19 protein-coding genes and 1 pseudogene are annotated in these 18,375 nt (G+C 68.6%); 6 read left to right on the top strand and 14 right to left on the bottom strand.

Going from position 1 to position 18,375, the window contains the following annotated elements; genetic code table 11:
- Positions 1 to 727: 727 nt before the first annotated feature.
- From C4V41_RS54600 to C4V41_RS54590, 3 genes are all read right to left on the bottom strand, one after another.
- A complete protein-coding gene (locus C4V41_RS54600; RefSeq protein WP_103963980.1) occupies positions 728 to 1,441 on the bottom strand; it encodes a hypothetical protein in 714 nt (237 codons plus the stop codon).
- A gap of 232 nt (positions 1,442 to 1,673) precedes the next feature.
- The gene (locus C4V41_RS54595) at positions 1,674 to 2,843 is read right to left on the bottom strand and encodes an MFS transporter (RefSeq protein WP_200824907.1); all 1,170 of its coding nucleotides are present in this window, start codon (positions 2,841 to 2,843) and stop codon (positions 1,674 to 1,676) included.
- Between the two features lie 41 nt (positions 2,844 to 2,884).
- Entirely contained in the window at positions 2,885 to 3,229 is a 345-nt protein-coding gene (locus tag C4V41_RS54590; RefSeq protein ID WP_103963979.1) for a VOC family protein, read from the bottom strand.
- Positions 3,230 to 3,284: 55 nt separating this feature from the next.
- On the opposite strand from C4V41_RS54590, the gene C4V41_RS54585 reads away from it, so the two are divergent.
- Positions 3,285 to 3,731 carry a MarR family winged helix-turn-helix transcriptional regulator gene (locus C4V41_RS54585; RefSeq protein WP_103963978.1) on the top strand — a complete coding sequence of 149 codons (447 nt, stop codon included), beginning with the start codon at positions 3,285 to 3,287 and terminating at the stop codon, positions 3,729 to 3,731.
- Positions 3,732 to 3,989: 258 nt separating this feature from the next.
- Here the strand turns inward: C4V41_RS54585 and C4V41_RS61360 are convergent, their stop codons facing one another.
- Positions 3,990 to 4,172, bottom strand: coding sequence for a hypothetical protein (locus C4V41_RS61360; protein ID WP_146104182.1), 183 nt, complete (start codon positions 4,170 to 4,172; stop codon positions 3,990 to 3,992).
- Positions 4,173 to 4,891: 719 nt separating this feature from the next.
- Entirely contained in the window at positions 4,892 to 5,899 is a 1,008-nt protein-coding gene (locus C4V41_RS54580) for a helix-turn-helix transcriptional regulator (RefSeq protein ID WP_103963977.1), read from the bottom strand.
- A 102-nt stretch (positions 5,900 to 6,001) separates the two neighbouring features.
- On the opposite strand from C4V41_RS54580, the gene C4V41_RS54575 reads away from it, so the two are divergent.
- Positions 6,002 to 6,847: an SDR family oxidoreductase gene (locus C4V41_RS54575; RefSeq protein WP_103963976.1), complete on the top strand. Its 846-nt coding sequence runs from the start codon at positions 6,002 to 6,004 to the stop codon at positions 6,845 to 6,847.
- A gap of 433 nt (positions 6,848 to 7,280) precedes the next feature.
- On the opposite strand, the gene C4V41_RS54570 is transcribed toward C4V41_RS54575, so the two are convergent.
- Positions 7,281 to 7,769 (bottom strand): hypothetical protein, encoded by a 489-nt coding sequence (locus tag C4V41_RS54570; RefSeq protein ID WP_235030978.1) that lies wholly within the window; start codon positions 7,767 to 7,769, stop codon positions 7,281 to 7,283.
- Positions 7,770 to 7,851: 82 nt separating this feature from the next.
- Positions 7,852 to 8,442, bottom strand: coding sequence for a TetR/AcrR family transcriptional regulator (locus C4V41_RS54565; RefSeq protein ID WP_103963974.1), 591 nt, complete (start codon positions 8,440 to 8,442; stop codon positions 7,852 to 7,854).
- Between the two features lie 73 nt (positions 8,443 to 8,515).
- Here C4V41_RS54565 and C4V41_RS54560 point away from each other — a divergent pair, with 73 nt between their 5' ends.
- From C4V41_RS54560 to C4V41_RS54545, 4 genes are all read left to right on the top strand, one after another.
- Positions 8,516 to 9,337 (top strand): SDR family NAD(P)-dependent oxidoreductase, encoded by an 822-nt coding sequence (locus tag C4V41_RS54560; RefSeq protein WP_103963973.1) that lies wholly within the window; start codon positions 8,516 to 8,518, stop codon positions 9,335 to 9,337.
- 106 nt (positions 9,338 to 9,443) lie between these two features.
- The gene (locus tag C4V41_RS54555; protein WP_103963972.1) at positions 9,444 to 10,871 is read left to right on the top strand and encodes a coniferyl aldehyde dehydrogenase; all 1,428 of its coding nucleotides are present in this window, start codon (positions 9,444 to 9,446) and stop codon (positions 10,869 to 10,871) included.
- Positions 10,872 to 10,950: 79 nt separating this feature from the next.
- Positions 10,951 to 11,856 (top strand): NmrA family NAD(P)-binding protein, encoded by a 906-nt coding sequence (locus C4V41_RS54550; protein ID WP_103963971.1) that lies wholly within the window; start codon positions 10,951 to 10,953, stop codon positions 11,854 to 11,856.
- A gap of 248 nt (positions 11,857 to 12,104) precedes the next feature.
- Positions 12,105 to 12,980: a recombinase family protein gene (locus tag C4V41_RS54545; RefSeq protein WP_235030977.1), complete on the top strand. Its 876-nt coding sequence runs from the start codon at positions 12,105 to 12,107 to the stop codon at positions 12,978 to 12,980.
- Positions 12,981 to 13,004: 24 nt separating this feature from the next.
- Here the strand turns inward: C4V41_RS54545 and C4V41_RS54540 are convergent, their stop codons facing one another.
- The 7 genes and pseudogenes from C4V41_RS54540 to C4V41_RS54505 form a co-directional block, all read right to left on the bottom strand.
- Positions 13,005 to 13,451, bottom strand: coding sequence for a hypothetical protein (locus tag C4V41_RS54540; protein ID WP_103963970.1), 447 nt, complete (start codon positions 13,449 to 13,451; stop codon positions 13,005 to 13,007).
- 8 nt (positions 13,452 to 13,459) lie between these two features.
- Positions 13,460 to 14,715: pseudogene (locus tag C4V41_RS54535) on the bottom strand (Tn3 family transposase).
- Between the two features lie 38 nt (positions 14,716 to 14,753).
- The gene (locus C4V41_RS62500; RefSeq protein WP_160150725.1) at positions 14,754 to 15,830 is read right to left on the bottom strand and encodes a hypothetical protein; all 1,077 of its coding nucleotides are present in this window, start codon (positions 15,828 to 15,830) and stop codon (positions 14,754 to 14,756) included.
- Positions 15,736 to 16,182 (bottom strand): DUF4158 domain-containing protein, encoded by a 447-nt coding sequence (locus C4V41_RS66330; protein ID WP_160150724.1) that lies wholly within the window; start codon positions 16,180 to 16,182, stop codon positions 15,736 to 15,738. The genes C4V41_RS62500 and C4V41_RS66330 overlap by 95 nt, the downstream gene beginning before the upstream one ends.
- A gap of 3 nt (positions 16,183 to 16,185) precedes the next feature.
- Entirely contained in the window at positions 16,186 to 16,557 is a 372-nt protein-coding gene (locus tag C4V41_RS66325) for a DUF4158 domain-containing protein (RefSeq protein WP_160150723.1), read from the bottom strand.
- Between the two features lie 298 nt (positions 16,558 to 16,855).
- Positions 16,856 to 17,215 (bottom strand): hypothetical protein, encoded by a 360-nt coding sequence (locus C4V41_RS54510; RefSeq protein ID WP_103963966.1) that lies wholly within the window; start codon positions 17,213 to 17,215, stop codon positions 16,856 to 16,858.
- Between the two features lie 190 nt (positions 17,216 to 17,405).
- Positions 17,406 to 17,615 carry a hypothetical protein gene (locus C4V41_RS54505; protein ID WP_103963965.1) on the bottom strand — a complete coding sequence of 70 codons (210 nt, stop codon included), beginning with the start codon at positions 17,613 to 17,615 and terminating at the stop codon, positions 17,406 to 17,408.
- Between the last annotated feature and the right edge of the window lie 760 nt (positions 17,616 to 18,375).

Raw genomic sequence — 18,375 nt, 5'->3', positions numbered from 1 at the left:
CACTCCTCAAGGCGGTCGCCGCGGACTCCGCGCGTTCGGCCGCCTTCCCCGTCGTGCCGGTCATGCACGATGGTCGGTCGCCGCGTCGCCCGGCGGGGAGAGGATTTGTGCTGGGGCGCAAACATGCATAGTGCGCTGCTGGTGACGGTTGGCAAGGTGGCGGCGCCATGGACACGTCCCGGAATTTGTGTGTAGGGGATGCGAAACGGGTCTCGATCTTGCGCGTCAGGGGTGGCCCGGCGTGGCTGCGGACTCATCCAGGAGCATGAGCGCAGCCACCCGGAGGTCCATGTCGAGGGTTCGGGTGGTGTCCCGCCAGTAGTCGGTCCTCCTCTCGGATCGGTGCGATGAGCCCCAAAGTAGAGAGTCGCCCCGGGTCACAGCAGGTGACCGGGGCTCCTGTCGAGGCCGGTTTTCGACCTGGACGATCGGGGATGAGTCCGGCGCTCGCTGGCCCGATAACGCCATGCGGCGTGTTTCCCCAGAACGTCGGCGAGGGTGGCCAGCAGGCCGGGCCGGCGGCCCGTGCTCCTTGATCGCCTCGCTCACTTCCGCCCGGCCGATGCCGACCCACCGGCCGATCTCCGCCAGGGACAGTCCTGTGGCGTTGGCTTCCTCGAAGGCCGCCGCCCGGGCCCCGGCGAGCACGCCCTTGACCGCGTCGATCAGCAGGGGGCGCGCCGGGCCCGTTCGATCGGTCGAGCCGCTCCAGCGAGCAGGCCGCCGGTCATCGGCTCTCGACCGTCACCATGGCGCCGGCCAGCCGTCCCTGGCGGACGACGGCGTCGACCCGGTCCAGGGCGTCCTGCAGGCTGTGCGGAGCCCGGTTCAGGCTCAAGCCGGCGCCCACCAGCAGCAGGCAGCGGCCGTGCGTGGTGACCGCGCGCCGCCAGGCCGGATCCGCCTGCAGGTTGCCGCCGTAGAACTCGCCGCCCGGCCCAGTCACCCGCAGGCCGCCGCCGCCGATCAGCTGCACGGCCCATCCGAGCGCCGCCCGCACCTGCTCGCCGGCGGCGGCCATCAGGTGCAGGCCGTGCTCCAGCAGCCAGCCGGCCGCCCGGTCGACGCGTTCATCCTGCCCGGCGTCCATGCTCACCGTCGCGCGGACCTCCAGCAGCAGGGCCGGGCGGTGGCCCGCCTGGTAGGGCAGGAACGCCGCCTCCGCATCGACGCTGACCGCCCTGGCGGGGTCGTACATCACGGAGGTCAGGCCGGGCACGTCCATCACCAACGACTCTGAGCAGAAGCGGTGCGCGAGCTTGGCCACGGTCACCGGGCCGTCCCTCAGGGCGAGCACCGCTGCGGGCGTGTCCGGCAGTTTCCCCGGCCGCATGCACAGCCAGCACTCGTAGGAGACGGTGGCCGCGCGGGCGAGCTGGTCCAGGTTCTCCTGGCCGACCAGCCCGGCCGCCTCGTCGGCAACTTCAAGATCCTTCCGCATGGAGCCGTTCTCCTGTCCGAAGAGGGGCGAGCATCAGTAGCAGCAAGGCCGCGTGCCGCGCCGTGGCGATGGACGTGCTGCGCGTCAGCCGATCGCGGGTCCTTCATGCGGCCGGGTGACGCCGTGCGGTGCGTCCCCGCCCCGGCCGGCCTCCGTCACCGCCGTGGCGTCGATCAGCAGATCCCGGGGGTACGGCGCCTGCCCCGGCGGGCCGGTCGGCCCATTTGCTGCCTCAGCGGCGGTTCTCGGCTGCCTTTGGCGAGGCATTCGCCGGGTCTTCCCTCCCCTCCACGACGGTGATGGTGGTGGCGAGCAGTGCCAAGACCGCGGCGGGAACGCCGAGCAAGGTGACCGACAGCCACTCCTGGGCCAGACCTCCGAGTCCGCCACCGATCGCTACACCGAAGTAGATCGCGGAGGAGTTGAGACCAAGGAGCATGGGTGACGAGGCGGGCGCGAAGGTCACCAGCCGGTGTTGCTGCACCACCGAGGCCATACCGTCGGTGATGCCCCAGATGGCGGCCCAGATGCTCGCAATGGCCAGGTTGCCGACCGTGAGTGGGCTGATCGCGAGTAGCACGGTGCCGCCGGCGAGTGCCCCGACCGCGACCCCGAGTACCGGACGCTTGTCCACGAGATGGCCGGCGAAGAAGTTGCCGACCAGGACACCGACACCCCAGACGAACAGAATCATGGTGAGGGCCTGGGAAAACGATCCGGTCGTGGCGCTAGCCGTCACTGCTGCGATGTAGGTGTAGACGGCGTAATGTCCGGCCATCACCAGCAGCGTCACGACCAAAATGGAGAGCACCTTGGGCTGGCGCAGCGGGGCCAGGCGGGCCATGAGGCTGGTCGCCGGCAGCACGACCTTGGGCAACGCTACCGAGATGCCGATCGCGGCAACGACGCCAAGGGCGGCGACCGCCCAGAGTGTCAGGCGCCAGTCGATGCCGCCGATCAAGTTGCCCAGCGGCATGCCCAGCGCGGTGGACAGCGTCAATCCGCCGATGACCAGCGCCATGGCACGCCCCCGGCGTTCGGGAGGCGTGATGGCGACAGCGGCGCTCGACGCTGTGGCGGTGATGGTGGCCGCCCCGGCTGCTGTGAGAATCCGGGCTGACAGCGCGATCGGGTAGGTCGGGCTGAGTGCGGTGACGACGTTGCCGGCGACGAACACGATCAGCGCCAGCTGCAAAACCTTGCGACGATCCAGTGGGCTCAGCAGCCAACTCAGTATCGGCGCGGCGACAGCGAGCGTCAGTGCGAACACGGTCACCAACTGGCCGGCAGCCGGGACGCTGACCTCAAGGTCGGCGGCGATGGCCGGCAGGAGACCGGCCATCACGAACGCGTCGGTGCCGACCGCGAAGGTCGCCAGCGCCAGCGGCAACAACGCTCTCACCAGAGATCCCTTTGGTCCTGGCTCGCCGATCTCGGTGCGATTCAACCCTGGTCTCCGGCCTGTTGGGACAGGCTGAACTCCACGCCCTGGTCATCGGTGCAGTGGGCGTAGGCGCCAGAGGGGATGTTGACCGGATCTTCTGCCGTACCGCCGAGGTCGCGCACCCGGGTGACGGCGGCGGTGATGTCGTCGACGGCGAAGAAGATGCGCGGGTGTCGTGACGAATCGTCGTGCGGCGCCCCGCCCATGGGCTCGGAACCCTGGATCATCGAGTAGCCCGGGAAGTTGCCCTGGTAGAACGTCCATCCGAACAGCGAGCCCCAAAATCGCTGGGTTGCTTCGATGTCGGTGCTCGGCAGTTCGAAGTAGGTGACCGGTCCATTCATAAGTTTTTCTCCTATGTCAGCTTGTTGACATAGGAGAGTATGTCAGGATGCTGACATGGAGCAAGAAGAGACCGTGGGCGACCTTGGCCAGTCGGTGGGCTACGTCCTCAAGCAGGTGCAAGCCGCACTGCACACCGCGATGGATGAGGTGCTGCGTCCACTGGGCCTCACCGTTTCCCAATACGCATGCCTCGAACTGCTCGGCCGGCATCCGGGACTGTCCAACTCCGAACTCGCCCGCCGCGCCTTCGTCACCCGCCAGTCGATGAACCTCGTCCTTCGCGGGCTACAAGAGCGCGGCCTGCTCACCAGGCCTGATCACGCCACTCAGGGGCGGGCGCTGCCCACCGAGCTCACCCAAGCCGGACGGTCGACGCTGCGCGAGGCCAGCGTCGCGGTGCGCGCCGTCGAACAGCGGTTGTTCTCCCCGTTGTCCGCGGCGCAACAGCGTCGGCTACGCGAGGATCTCGCCGCCTGCGTAGCCGCTGTGGCCGCTGACTAGGTGACTCGCCACCCGCGCAAGGAGCCAACGGCGGCATGCCGAAAAGGCGAGGGGAACCGGTGGTCAGGCTTGGCGCGTTGGCCCGGTATAGCGGGGTACGTCCATCCTGAAATCGCAGGTCATACCCCTTGCCTGAGTTCGATTGTCGGTGCTGGGGCAGCGAGGGCGCTTGATCATGTCGTGTGATCGTCTGTCACCGGGTGGTCTCGTTGTGGGTGAGCACCAGCAGCGCGCGTAGCAGTGTGGTGGCTTGAGCAGTCATAGTGCACGAGCGAGCGGTCCCGGAAGATCGCCAAATGGCGGCAGGCGGCGGATCCGCCGCCTGACCCAGACCTTCGGGCCGATCATGCAGTCCGGTTCGCGGATCTCGTTGGGTACGGGCAAACGGACGACCTTCGCCACTTCATGCACCGGCTGGAACGACTCGCTCGGCTCCGGCATGTATCCCATCTTTGCCTGCCTGGAGTTGGCGGGCCGGGGCAACGGGCGAAGTCATCGAGCCGCCGACGCCCGCCGCATCGGGACCGGTGCTGGTCTTGTCGTCATGGTTGCGGAGCATGCGCAGGACGGTTGTCGCCGAGAGGTGCCGTCCTTTCCGCTTGCCCGTGGTGATGATCAGGTGTGCGGCGACGTCGCGCAGGCCGAGGACCGGGGCTCCGGGACTCTACTGACGGGTAGCTACGCTAAGGACGGATCGGGGGACTGACGCTGGTGAGCGACTGGATCGCTCGGTTGGTTCTCTAACCGGACCGGGCCCAGCGGGATGCCACTGGCTACCGGCCGCTGCGCTCCTTCGAACCCGTCGCCCCCCTTGTCGTTTTCAGAAGCCGGCTGCACGGATGGCAGAACTCCCCTGTTATCTGGGGTGCCGAGAAGGCGTCAGGCATGTCAGGTAACTGGGCTATAGAGGAACGTGCCTGACACGTTATCTGGGGTTGTCAGGCACGTTCGTCACCTGCGAAATCTCGTCAGGGCTCGGTCGTATGCGTTTACGTCAGCGTTGCCGTGATCACGCCACCTCAGGTGGCCTTCGGGCTCGATGCCGTGGGCCGACGAAGGAGGCTCCCGGCGGCGATCGCCCCAGCCCGCGCAGGAGTCCGGGAATGCGTGTCCCTTTGCCCGCGCGAGACCCTTAGTGGTGACGGCCTGGCGAGTCGGCATCAGCGCGGGTCGGCGGCGAAGGCGAAGGCCGCGGCTCGATCCCGCAGCAGGGCGGCGAGCTCGGGGGAGTCGATCACCTCGAAGGGCCACCGCACCCAGAGCAGGCCACCGGCGAGGACCTCCAGACGTACGTCGGCGATGCGCCAGTGGGTCGCTGCCTGACCCGTGGCGGTTGTCGTCGGAGCGAAGTCCGCGGCGAAGCCGCCCATGTACGCCTGTACCTGTTCAATCGGGGCGTGGATCAGGATCGTCGCCGTATGTTTCCGAGGCGGAGCGCCGAGCTGGCTGGTGACGAACGCGACCGGGTCGCCTTCGGGGACCTCGCGCGGCTCGAAGCGCACGCCCGTAGCCGATGCTCGCGTGATCCGATCGACGCGCAGCACCCGCCAGCCGCGGTCGAGGTCGCGGCACACGAGGAACCACCGGGTCTGCCGGGGCACCAGGGCGGCAGGTTCGACGTGGCGCGAGGATTCCCGTCCGGTTTCTGCGCCCTCGGTGCTCATCACGCGCAGGTGGACCTGCTCCGCGTCCCGGCACGCCAGCGCCAGGACCGCCAGCACATCGGCGTTCAATGGAGCCGGATACGCGCCGGCCGCTGCGTTCGGTGTGTCGCCGAGGGCGATCGAGGAGCGCAGCGCCCGCACCCGCCGGCGCACCGCCTGGGGCATCACCTGCTCCATCTTGGCCAGAGCGGTGAGCGCGACCTCACCCCCGCCGGCGGCGCCGTTCGCGGCTGACGAAGCGAGGGCCGCGGCCACGGCGAGCGCCTCGTCCGGGGTGAACACCAGCGGCGGCAGGTCGCTGCCCGTGGTCAGCCAGTAGCTGCCGTCAGGGCCGCGGCGTGCCTCGATGTGATAGCCCAGGGCCCGCAGCCGCTCCACGTCCCGCCGTAAGGTGCGGCCGCCGACGCCGAGGCGGTCGGCGAGCTCGCCGCCGCTCCAGGACCGGCGGGCCTGCAGCAGCTCCAGCAGGCGCAGGGCCCGCTCGGTCGTGGTCTGTTCCGGCATGATCCGTGAGTCTAGGAGAAATAGGGACAGAAAATGACCTAAACCTGCTCTAGATTGCAGTTCAAGCCGGACAGACCGGGCTACTCCCTAAGGAGAACAATCGTGACCATCCTTGTTACCGGAGCGACCGGTGCCGTCGGTCGTCACCTCGTCGCGACCCTGCTCGCCCGCGGCGCCGCCGTACGTGCGCTGACCCGCAAGCCCGATGACGCGAACCTGCCGGCCGGGGTCGAGGTCGTCGCCGGTGACCTGGCCGATGCCACCACGCTCGGGTCGCAGGTGTTCGACGGTGTCGATCGCGCCTTCGTCTTCCCCGCCGAGGGCGTCGAGGCGTTCGTCACCGCGGCCATCGCGCATGGCGTCCACCGCTTCACCGTGTTGTCCTCCTTGGCTGCCGCGAAGGAGTTCCAGCGTGACCACGGGTCGGCGAGCCAGCTTCACCACAGCGCGGTGGAGGCCGTCGTGACCGGCCGCACCGATGCCTGGACGATCCTGCGGCCCGGCACCTTCGCCAACAACCTGCTCTCCTGGGCCTGGCAGATCCGATCCGGCGCACCGATCCGGGCGCCGTACCTGGCATCGGCGCAGACCCCGATCCACGAGTACGACGTCGCCGAGGCCGCCGCCGAGACCCTGCTCTCCGACGATCATCTGGGTGAGGTGATCCCGCTCACCGGCCCGCAAGCGCTGACCCGCTCCGAGCAGGTGGCCATCATCAGCGAGGCCCTGGGACGGGAGATCCCGCTGGTGGAGATCACACCCGAGGAGTTCCGCACCGAGACCGCACAGTTCATCCCCGAGCCGGTGATGAAGATGCTGCTCGACTACTGGCACGACACCCTCACCGTCCCCGACGTCCCGCGTCCCGCCACCGTGGTGACCGGGCGGCCGGGCCGTACTCTGGCGAAGTGGGCCGCCGACCACCGAGCCGACTTCGAGGCCGCCTGACGGGACCGGGCAGACGCGATGGTCGGGCAGGAGCCTCCGAAACCGAATCCGCCCGACCATGCACGGCGCCGATCGCCGCCCGGCGGGCCCCCCGCCATCTCTGCAGCAAGCCCAGCCAGTTTGCCGATCCAGGCCCTTCTGGGAATCTGTTCACCCAGCATGATCCCAACGCCCGCGATCCCGCCCCTGATCCAAGAGCCGCCGATGACGGAATCGCGACAGCGGCGGGACCGGGACGAACCTACTGCCACATATGACCCCCGGACCGATCCGGGCAGCCTACTTGCCTGACGTGCCTGACAGGCATTCAAGTGGCTGACCAGCAGGTTCACTTGACAACCCCAGATAACCATCGCACGTCGGGCCCGGGAAGACGTAGGAGGCCTTCAGAGGGTGGAGGAGGCGAGGCTTGCGCTGCGCCGTGCCGATCGGGTCAGTTGTTCCGGCGGCGTCGGTAGCAGGCGTAGGTGACGGCGGCGAGCAGGGGTCCCCACAGCAGCAGCGGGAGGTAGCAGAGGTAGAAGAGCGCCGCCTCCCAGTCGCCTGCTTGAGTGGGGAAGTTGGCCGGAGTCGGCTCGCCTCGCAGGGTCACTCCGGCCAGCTGGGTGATAAAGCAGGCTGTCCACAAGATCGTCGAAGCCACGGCGCCGAGACCGGCGGGGATGACGGCGACCGGCGTTGGCACTCTACGGCCACCCATCCCGGGAATCCAGCGTGGAAATCGTTCCCCCCAGGTGGCGACCAGTCCGACGGCCGTGAACGCCACCAGCTCCGACAGGATCGACAGCAGGACGATGTAGGCCCGCTCGCCGAGCGGGAGCCCGTCGCCGAACGCGGCCGGCAGCCGCCAGAGGCTGGACGGCAGCACGGTGAACGGGACGGTGTAGGCGGCGATTCGTGCCCAGCGGGGAACCCCGGCCACCGGGGTATGGGCCGCCCTCCACGCGTTACGCACCCGTCCCGTGGCCACCGGCGAGCGTGATGAAGCGGGAGGCGGGCCGGGTTCAGGTAGGGCGGTGGATGGCCTGGACGGCCGTGTCGTAGAGGTCGAGCATGTCGGCCTGTCCACGCAGGCGTACCCATTCCTCGTTGGCCACTTGCAGGCAGATGATCGCGGTGGCGGCGATCGCGCGGGCTTGCAGGGTGCGGCGGTCGGAGTCGGGCAGCCGCGGCTCGATCAGCGGTGCGAACAGGTCTTGCCAGCGGGCCTGTTTCTCGGCGTGGCCGGCGCGCAGGGAGTCGTTGCCGAACAGCAGCGTGATGAATTCCAGGCGCCTTTCGGCAGTCATGTCGATCTCTTCGAGAGCCTGGAACGCCGTGCGCAGCGCCGTCCAGGCGTCTTCGTCGGCCGGGCGTTCGGCGAGGCGCGCGGCGATCAGGTCGCCCTGCTCGGCCAGGCTGCTGAGCGCGAGGTCTTCCTTGTTGCGGAAGTAGTTGAACAGGGTCCGCCGGGAGACGCCCGCGGCGGCGGCGACCTCCTCCAGGGTCGTGTTGTCGTACCCCTTGGCGGCGAACAGTTCGATAGCGGTCCGGGCCAGCAGCGAGCGGACCACGGAGCGGGTCTGCTCCCGCAGGGGTGTCGGTTTCGAAGCCATGCACCGATGGTACTTCAACTCACACGATGCACCTATTTGCACTCAGTGCAAAGCAGTGCGTAGAGTGAACGGCATGAGCAAAGTTGATTACCGCAGCCAGACCGTCATCGTCACCGGCGCCAGCTCCGGCCTCGGCGCCGAGTTCGCCCGCCAACTCGCCCGCCGCGGCGCCGACCTGGTCCTGGTCGCCCGCCGCGCCGACCGCCTGGAGAGCCTGGCCGCCGAACTCACCCGGGCCCATGGCGTCACGGTGACCACCGTCACCCGCGACCTCGGCCTGCCGGATGCCGGCCGGACCCTGCGCGCCGAGCTCGAGTCCCGCGGCATCTACGCGACCGGGTTGGTCAACAACGCCGGGTTCGGCACCCATGACGCGTTCACCGACGAGGACCCGGACCGGCTGCAGAGCATGATCGCGTTGAACATCGCCTCGCTGATCGACCTCAGCCGCGCCTACGTCGGCCCGCTGACCGCCACCGGCAACGGCATCCTGATCAACGTCGCCAGCCTGCTCGGCTTCCAGCCGAACCCGTACATGGCCGTCTACGGCGCCACCAAGGCCTTCGTCCTGAGCTTCACCGAAGCACTGTGGGAAGAAACTCACGACACCAGCCTGCGCGTGCTGGCCGTGGCCCCCGGCGCCACGAAGACCGAGTTCTACGACGCCGCCGGCCAGAACGCCGACTACGGCACGAAACGGGCCACCCCCGAACAGGTCGTCAAGATCGCCCTGGACACCCTCGACCGCCGCTCCGCACCGCCGTCGGTGATCACCAACAGCGGCTCACTCGCCGTAGCCGGCAAGCTCCTGCCCCGCCGCGCCATGGTCCGGATCATGGGCTGGGCCGCCCGCCGCTCGCTCCCCGAGCAGGCCGCCGCCGGCACCAACCGCTGAGGAAAACCGGCGCACTCAGCCGGCCGCCACTGCCCGCACCAACCGCTGCGGAAAGCCAGCGCGCCCACCCCTCCGCCGCCATCCGCACCAACTGAGGAGCACGATCATGACCGTCAGCGACGTCACCACCTCGCCCACCGACGCCGAGCGCTTCCAGCACATCCTGCAGGTGCAGCGCGCCGCCTACCTACGCGACGGCGCACCGTCGCTCGCCGCGCGCCGCAACGATCTGGCCCGGTTCAAGGCGGCGCTGATCGCCCGGCGTACCGCGATCGAGGAGGCGATCGACACCGACTTCGGGCACCGCTCACGGCACGAGACCGCGTTCATGGAGATCGTCGGTGTCGTGCAGGGCATCGAATACCTGCAGCGCAACCTGCGCCGGTTCATGCGCCCTACCCGCCGCCACATCGAGCTGCTGCTGCGGTTCGGCAGCAACCGCATCGAATACCAGCCACTCGGCGTGGTCGGGGTCATCTCCCCGTGGAACTACCCTGTCAACCTGTCCCTGATGCCGGTGGTCACCGCGATCGCCGCAGGCAACCGGGTCATGCTCAAACCTTCGAAGCTGACCCCTGCCACCAACAAGGTGCTCGCGTCCATGCTCGCCGAACTGTTCCCGCCGGAGCAGGTCACCATGGTCAACGGTGACGGCTCCGCCTTCTCGGGCCTGCCGTTCGACCACCTCGTCTTCACCGGCAGCACCGAAGTCGGCCGGGCCGTGATGAAAGCCGCCAGCGACAACCTCGTCCCCGTCACCCTGGAGTTGGGCGGCAAGTCCCCGACCATCGTGGCCAAAGGCCACGTCACGGATCAGGCCGTGGCCGACATCGTCTTCGGCAAACTGCTGTCCGGCGGGCAGACCTGCATCGCCCCCGACTACGCCCTCGTCCACGAATCCGAGATCGACACCTTCATCACCGCCTACGACCGGCTCGTCAAAGCCGCCTACCCCGACGGCCCGACCAGCGACGACTACACCTCGATTGTCAACGACAAGGAGTACCAGAACCTCACCGGCCTACTCGACGACGCCCGCACCCACGGCGCCCGCATCATCGAGGTCGGACACCGGCCGCACGAGGCGACCAACCGCCCGCACACCCTCGCTCCGCCCGTCGTGCTCGGCGTCACCGACGACATGCGCATCGCCCACCAAGAGATCTTCGGCCCGATCCTGCCGATCTTCGGCTACCGCACCATCGACGACGCCATCGACTACGTCAACGCCCGGCCCCGGCCGCTCGCGCTCTACTACTTCGGCGACGACGGCCCCGACCGGCGCAAGGTCCTCGACCGCACCACCTCCGGCAACGTCACCATCAACGGCACCCTCATGCACGTCGCCCAGGACGACCTGCCCTTCGGCGGCGTCGGCGCCAGCGGCATGGGCAAATACCACGGCATCGAAGGCTTCCGCACCCTCAGCCACCCCAAAGGCATCTACACCCAAGGACGCTTCAACGCCACCCGCCTGCTCCGCGCCCCCTTCAACAAGCGCACCGAGACCCTCCTCAACTTCTTCCTCCGATGACAGAGGCATCCCCGGCGCCCGCCGGCCCCGAGCACGGCCAGACCCCGGCCGAGGCGAACTCACCGAAAGGAACTACCCAATGACTGAACATGACCTCGTTCTCGTCACCGGCGCCGGCGGCGTGGGCCACCTGGTCATCGAACGGCTGCGCGCGCAGAACGTGCCGGTCCGCGTCTTGGTCCGCCGCGAGGACGACCGCGCAGCCGCGGTGCGGGCACTGGGCGCCGAGGTCGTCACCGGGGACCTGACCCGCGCCGACACGGTGGCGGCCGCGCTCGACGGAGTCCGCCGGGCGTACTTCGGGCTCAGCGTCTCCCCGGACCACCTGCTGGCGGCGACCGTCGTCGCCACCGTCGCGAAGGCGCACGGCAAACTCGACCTGTTGGTGGACCTGTCGCAGATGACGGTGTCACAGATGACCGCCACCAGCACCGCCGAATCCCACCAGCAGCGGCTGCACTGGCTGGCCGAGCAGGTGCTGGACTGGTCAGGCCTGCCCGTGGTGCACGTACGCCCGACCACGTTCCTCGACAATCCGCTGTTCACCACCCTCGCAGCCCGCTCGATCCGCGAGAACAACACGCTGGCACTGCCGTTCGGGACCGGACGCACCTCGCCAATCGCCGCCGACGACGTCGCCCAGGTGGTCACGACCATCCTGCGCGACCCCGGCGAGCACCCCGGAAAGGTGTACGAGCTGACCGGACCGCGGGCGCTCGACATGACCGGCGTAGCCCAGGAGTTCTCCAAGGCGCTCGGCCGCACGGTGACCTATCTGGACGTCCCCCTGCAATGGTGGCGCACAGAGATACTCGCGAACGCGGGCCTGCCGCAGCACACCGAACAGCACATCGCGACCATGGCCCAGCTACACCGCGCGAACCGATATGACCGGGCGACCCCCGACGTCGAGCGCATCACCGGAAAACGGCCCCAGACGGTCGAGGAGTTCGTCACCGCCCGCAAGGACTTCTACCTCGGCTAACTCCCGGAGTATGAGCGACTGGCAACAGGTCCAGGATTCGGACAGATACAGCCGGTTCGCCGAGGTCGGCCCATGGGTTGGTCCGCTCAGCACTTGCCGGCCTGGATCGGGGCGGGTATGCCCTCGGCTGTTTCATAGGTATATCTATGAAACGGCGCCTCCGGCCGGACGCGTCCAGGGCGAACACCGTTTCATAGGTCGATGCAAACAGATGGCGGGATGAAACGCATCCATGAAACGATCTGGCGGTGCCCGACGACGACTACCTCCGCGTGGAGGCCCACGCCTGCCCGATGACCTCCTGCGCCGCCCCGGCCGGCTCGCCCTGCCGGACCGGCAAGGGCAAGGTGGCCGTCCAGTACCACACCGCCCGCTTCCGGCTGGTGTCCGCGCTCGCCAAGACGCTCACCGTGGCCACCCCGCCCGTCCGCAAGCCGGGCACGCTGTGGATCGAGCTGCCCCGCCCGGCCGCGGCCGGCGCCGAGCCGGCCGGGCACGTGCGCATCGGCTACGCCCGCGCCTCCACCGTCCGCCAGTTCCTCGACACTCAACTCGACGCGCTCCAGGCCGCCGGCGTCACCCGCGTCTTCTCCGAGAAGATCTCCACCCGCGCCACCACCCGGCCTGAGCTCGATAAGGCCGTGGCCTTGGCCCACGAGTTCCGCTCGGCCGGGGTGGCGGTCACGCTCGTGGTGCACGAGCACAAACGGCTCGGCCGCGGTCTCGACCTGGCCGCCCTGGCCGAGCAGTTGCGCGCCGCCAGCATCGGCCTGGAGTTCCTCACCGGGGAGCTGCAGGGTTCCCACGACCCGTCCGGCGTCGTGTTCACCGTGCTGGCCGCGCTGTCGGGGATGGAGCGCGAGTACATCCGCGACCGCACCCTGGAAGGCCACGAATCGGCCCGCAGCCGCGGCAAGACCATCGGCGGCGTCGCCGTCACCGACGACGCCATGCTCTCCATGGCCCTGCACCTGCGCGCCCAAAACCTGAGCCTGCGCGACATCGCGGCGCGGCTCGTCATCACCAAGGGCAAGAAGAAGGGCCGCCACCCCTCCCCAGCCACCGTCCTGCGCATGCTGCGTGAACACGACGGAGCCGCCGCAGTGCCGACGACCATGGGGTGAGCGGACCCCTTCGTCTCCTGCCGCTCACCATGGTTCGTCGCGGGCGGCCAGCCCGTGCTTGGTGACGAGCGCGGCCAACGCGGCGCGCAGCACGGTGATCCGGGCGGCGGCGTCCGTGCCGTAGATCCCGACCGTCACGGTGGTCTCGGTGGCGTGGAAGGTGGTGCGGCGCTGTTCGGCGGCGCTGCGTGCGGCCGCGAGGATGCGGCCGCGCAGCCGCATCGCCTTTCGCGGGTCGCCTTCGCGGTCCAGGCCGTCGATGGTCAGGTAGGCCAGGAACAGAGGATCCGGGGTGGTGTCGGTGCTGCCGGGCTCGGGTTCGGCTTCCAGCGCACGCCGCAGTTCGGCACGCTCGGCAGGGGTCAGGGGCCGCCGTCCGAGCAGGTCGGGCCATCCGTCGGAGCGGGACGGCACGGTGAAGCCGGGCCTGGCCCGTGCCGCGTCCGGGCCTGGAGGGGAGTCGTCGCTCACCGGGTGCCCTATTCCTCCGGCTCGTCCTCGACGGCGTTGGGGTCGCGCAGGTCCCGCAGGCGTCCTTCCTCCAGTTGGGGGCGGTGGAAGGGGTAGGAGCCGTGGAAGTTGATGTGCTCGAACAGCAGAGGTGACAGGCGGGCCTTGATCTCACGGCTGATGCCCAGGCCGCCGGCCTCCAGCCGGGCGACGGCGGCGTCGATGTAGAGGCTGTTCCACCAAGTGATCGCGTTCAAGCCGAGGCCGAGGGCACCGAGCTGGTTCTCCATACCGCGTTCATAGACTTGGCGGAGTTGCCCGAGGTTGCCGAAGAACACGCGGCGGGCGAGCTGGTGGCGGGACTCTCCGGTGTTGAGCTGGGCGCCGATCATCCGCCGGTAGGACTCGACGTGGATGATCTGGAGCAGGTGCAGCGTCTTGAAAATCCGGCCGTAGGCGGCGAACGCGTTGCCCAGACCGGTGAGCCGCCCGCCCGCAGTCATCATCTTGATCAGGTCATAGGCGCGGACCTTGTTCGTCGACAACGATCCGGCGACCCGGACCATGTCATCCCAGTACTGGACGATCGCGGGGACCGACACCCGCCGCAGCTGAAGCTCGTTGAACGCGCCCCACCCGTTGGAGCCCCGGTGATCGCGGGTGATCTCGCCCTTCAGCATGACGGCGTCGACCCACCACAGCTGGGTGTCGGTGATGTCGGCATGACGGGGCGCGAACTGGTAGCCGCAGATCGCGAACATGCCGTAGACGACGTCACTGTAAGAGCCGGTGTCGGTCGTGACGATGTCGGGCGGCTCGGTGGCGTCCAGGCGGTGGATGGCGTCCAGGATGAACATCGAGTCCCGCATCGTCCCCGGCACCACCAGACCGCCGAGCCCCATCACCTTGTCCGACACGGTGTTCAGCCAGGTCGTGCCGCGCGGCCGTTTCCCGATTCCGAAGTACAGCGGAGACGGCCGCGAGTGCAGGGAACGGACGGGGACGACGAACCGCAGCCCGTCGGTGGAGGCGACCAGGCCGCCCCCCAGTCCGCGGTGATCTCGATGCCGGCCTGCTTGTCCACCAGGATCGCTGAGGCCTTCCCGATGCCCTCACCGTGGAAGTAGCCCTTCTCCACCCCGACCAGGCGGCTCTCGCCCAACGCGGCGGTGCCGGGCTTGGCGACCGGCGTCAGCCCGATGTTGCACGACCGGGCCACCAGCAACGCCGCCAGGCTCAGATCGAGGTCGTCGCGGCGCGCCTGCGACCCGGAGATGTGCGGCATCGCGTCCAAGAACCCCGTCCGGGCGTTGACCTCCAGGATCAGCTCCGGGTAGTCGATCCGGGGCAGCATCCCCGCGACCGCGTCGTGGATCGCGGCGAAACCCTCGGGGTGCGGGGTCCCTCCAGCCGGGCCAGCGACAGCTTCCCGCCCGAGATCCTGGCCGCGTCGTTGCCCGCCAGGCCCTCCCCGACCTGCCGGAACGCGCCGTCCAGAAGGTCGGCGAGGTCGGCCAGGTGCTCGGCGGGATCCGCCGGGAGGCCGAGCGCGGTCAGCACCGTGTCCCGCTCCCGCACCCACAACCGGGGTTCGATCAGCTGGACGCGCGGATCGGCCCGCTTGTCGGAGCCGACCGCGTACACGTCCCGGCGGCGCAGCGCGTCGTGCAGCTGCTCCAGCACGCAGAACACGTAGGCGGGCCGGTCGATCGCCGGGGGCTGCAGCTTCGGATCGGCGAACACCGGCCGACGCCACGACCCCGTCACCAGGCCCTCGAACCCCCGGATGTGCTCGGTGCCCGGCTTGCGGGCCGCGATCACCTTCGGCAGGCCGCGCAGCGCGGAAAGGACCTCGGTGCCGGCCTCGGTCGCGCCCCAGGGGATCACCGCCGACAGCATGTCGATGAACGGCTTCACCGTCGCGTACCGGTCGACCAGCGACGCCCGCCATTCGGCATCGCCGTCGTCGTCGCTGCCCGGCGGCGGCAGCAGCTCGCGCACCGATTCCACCGCGGCGGCCAGTTCCTCCCTGGACACCACGGTCTCGACTGCGGCCATCATCTCCGCGACCGACGCCGGCCCCTGACCCTCGGGCCGCTCCGCCAGGACGATCGCCCACGCCGCCGCCATGCGGGACGCCGCCGTCTTCAGCTTCGAGAAGGTCTTCAGCTTCTCCTTGTTGCTCGCCCGGGTCGCCCCCGACAGCAGCTTCGTCGACATCAGCAGGTCGAACAGCAGCAGCGCGTCATCCACCGACGACCGCTCCAACTGCCGGGCCGTCGCCACCAGCGTCGCGACCCGCCGCTCATCCTTCAGATTCTTGATCTTGGGGGCCTTGGCGTGCAGCCCGTAGGAGGCCAGCTCCGCCAGCTTCACCGGCGCGACCGCCGTCAGATCCACCGCACCCGTCCCCAGCCCCAGCACGCAGGAGGTGCGATCCAGCGCGGCGACCATCCCCCTTGCCGGTCAGCTTCACCACCGGGGTACGCATCCACTCCAGCGTCGAGACCCGCTTGCCCGCCGGCACCTCCAGCGTGCCGATCAGCTCCCGCCGCGTGTGCACCGGCGTCGGCGCCACCACCGCCGCGTTGATCTCCTCCAGCGTCGACAGCTGCACATCCCGCACCAGCCGCGCCAACGTCGTGATCCCCGGCAGCTGCACCCGCTTTTCGATCAGATGAAGCACTGCCCGGTCGAACAACTCCCGCCGCGAATCCCGCGTCGTGGCCACCCGCGAGGCGACGAACCGCACGATCTACTCTTCGGCCTCGGCGAACTCCCGGAACGTCAACAACTTCCGGATCTCGCCGGTGTGCTCGTACTGCGTCTCACTCCGCTCGGCGTACTGCTTGATACACGACGGGTCGTCGATCCCCAGCTGCTCGGCGACGTAGTCGACCACCGCCCACGGGACCTCGATCGGATCCTCCAGGAACGTCCCCAGCATCCGTACGGTGCCCCATTGAACGCTCCAGCCCAGCCGATTGTGCTTGCGCCGCTTCTTCCGAGCCTCCACCAGCCCCTGCTCATCAAGGAAGAAGAACTGCTCCAGCTCCTCAGGCGTCGGGTCGGCCACGAACGCCCCATAACGCCGGACCTGCTCGTCCGAGAGATAGTCAACAGCCACAGAACGCGACGCTATGGATGCAGACAGCCACTACCGACCAGTACACCCAAATCGAAATCAAACCAAACCAGTCAACCCCCACCCTGCCGACCTACGGATCCGTCCTTAGCGTAGCTACCCGTCAGTAGAGTCCCGAGCCCCCGGACCTGGCCGCGCAGGTGCACGGCCATGGAGAAGTTGGCCTCGTCGGTGACGCTGGCGCCGCTGATGGCCTTGCCGCGGTTGTGGGTCGATTCGTGGCCTTCCAGGGTGCGCGACCGATATGGCCCTACCGTGCGGGCGACGGCCCGTAACGCGGTCAGAAGCTAGGGACCGATGAGCATCGGCCGTCGCCGGTCTTCTTTTGTCCTGCTGGGCATCCGATGTCGGGCACGTCGGAGAAGGCCCGCGGCTGGATGCTGGCCGCCGTGGAACCGGTGCCGAACTTCACCGAGCGGATGCTGGTCCAGCCGCTTTGGAACCCCAGCATCGTCATGGCCAGGTTCTTGGATGCGCCGGCGGGCAACGGATAGTTGGTACGGCTTGTGTCGCAGTCCTGCCTTGCATAGACCGTGGCGTCGGTGCTGGTGTGGTTGCTCATCCACACGGCGCCCTCGGGCCAGCTGTTGGCGAGGTTGTAGCACTCCCCGTCGATGGGGTTGGTCAGGGTGATGTCCATGCCCCTCGCGTTATTGAAGGTCGCTGTCCCTTCAGCTGCCTGAGCGGGTGCCGCCGCGGGGATCAGGGCGATGAAATGCGCCAGGGTCAAAGCGCCGAGAGCGGTAAGCGAGTGCCGCAAAGAACTCTCCAAACGTGCTCGCGAAATTACCCTATGTGATGCCAGCTTCTAGCTGCCGGTGCGGTTCACGTCATACGGCTGAGGGGCCCATGCCGTATTGGGTCGACTGGGGGATGCTGAGGTAGAAGTTGCCGGGGGAGAGCTCGTGGCCGTGCACGAGGGCCCACTTCACCCAGACGGTCACGGTGTCCGCCCGGTTGCCGCAGTCGCTGTGGGGGGTGGGTGAGGCGGCTTGGATGATGGGCTCGTCGTTGAGGTTGACGCTGCGGTCGATGTCCACGCAGTAGATGCCGGGGTCGGGCTGGAGGCGAAGGTAATGTTCTTGCCGGAGATCAGGGTGTCGTCTGCGGCCACGTGGGCGGAGGCCCGGGTGTGCGGCGCGTCCGCATGGGCGGGGGCCGGCGCCAGGATCACGAGCGCGGACAGTGTCCCCGGCGAAGAGCAGGGTGCGCGCCTTGGGGTTGAACATGTGTCGCCCCTCCGTTTGTCGGCTGACGTTCCTGATCAGCCGGACTTGATCACGTCCATACGGAGAGTAATTCTTCTATGACCGAAAGTCACTATCAACCAGGCCTCTGTCACCCCGAGGCAACGGTGCGAGGGTACTGCCCGGCGTGTTCGGGGTTGAGGCTGGCCGTCCAGGAGTAGCCCTTGGCGCTGAGAATGATCTTACGCGAAGGGGTGACGTCCAATTTCCACGTGTGGCCGCTCTACCTGGAGGTTTCTGGCCCGTGGATGGTAGAGCGTCCGACGCTGTACTCGCCTGCCAGGGACACCTCGCGAGGGTCTGCAGGAAGAGCCGGCCGAAGGGGTCGCTCCAGTCGTAGACGGATGCCGGGGTAGGGGCGCGGTCGAGCAGAGTACGGGATGCCGGTGGGGTAGCTACCGGTCAACGGCGCGAGCGCTACGTAGGCGGTGGAACGGCCTCTTTTAGAGTGCGGGCAGCTTCGGGGACCGAGGCGCCATCGTCGAGCAGGCGGCGTAGTGTGGCCAGTTCGTCGTAGCCGCTGGTCGCCAGGGCGTCGAGTTGGAGCTGTGGG

The organism is Nonomuraea solani (assembly GCF_900108335.1).
Lineage (GTDB): Bacteria > Actinomycetota > Actinomycetes > Streptosporangiales > Streptosporangiaceae > Nonomuraea > Nonomuraea solani.
Note: the sequence above shows the minus strand (reverse complement) of the source record. Positions and strands in the feature narration are given on the sequence as shown.

Excerpts from the sequence above, each read along its gene's own strand:
- C4V41_RS54560 (WP_103963973.1), top strand. The coding sequence starts at position 8,516 with ATGAGCAAAGTTGATTACCGCAGCCAGACCGTCATCGTCACCGGCGCC.
- C4V41_RS54590 (WP_103963979.1), bottom strand. The coding sequence starts at position 3,229 with ATGAATGGACCGGTCACCTACTTCGAACTGCCGAGCACCGACATCGAA.
- C4V41_RS54555 (WP_103963972.1), top strand. The coding sequence starts at position 9,444 with ATGACCGTCAGCGACGTCACCACCTCGCCCACCGACGCCGAGCGCTTC.
- C4V41_RS54580 (WP_103963977.1), bottom strand. The coding sequence starts at position 5,899 with ATGCCGGAACAGACCACGACCGAGCGGGCCCTGCGCCTGCTGGAGCTG.
- C4V41_RS54565 (WP_103963974.1), bottom strand. The coding sequence starts at position 8,442 with ATGGCTTCGAAACCGACACCCCTGCGGGAGCAGACCCGCTCCGTGGTC.
- C4V41_RS54600 (WP_103963980.1), bottom strand. The coding sequence starts at position 1,441 with ATGCGGAAGGATCTTGAAGTTGCCGACGAGGCGGCCGGGCTGGTCGGC.
- C4V41_RS54550 (WP_103963971.1), top strand. The coding sequence starts at position 10,951 with ATGACTGAACATGACCTCGTTCTCGTCACCGGCGCCGGCGGCGTGGGC.
- C4V41_RS54510 (WP_103963966.1), bottom strand. The coding sequence starts at position 17,215 with ATGGACATCACCCTGACCAACCCCATCGACGGGGAGTGCTACAACCTC.
- C4V41_RS61360 (WP_146104182.1), bottom strand. The coding sequence starts at position 4,172 with ATGCCGGAGCCGAGCGAGTCGTTCCAGCCGGTGCATGAAGTGGCGAAG.
- C4V41_RS54585 (WP_103963978.1), top strand. The coding sequence starts at position 3,285 with ATGGAGCAAGAAGAGACCGTGGGCGACCTTGGCCAGTCGGTGGGCTAC.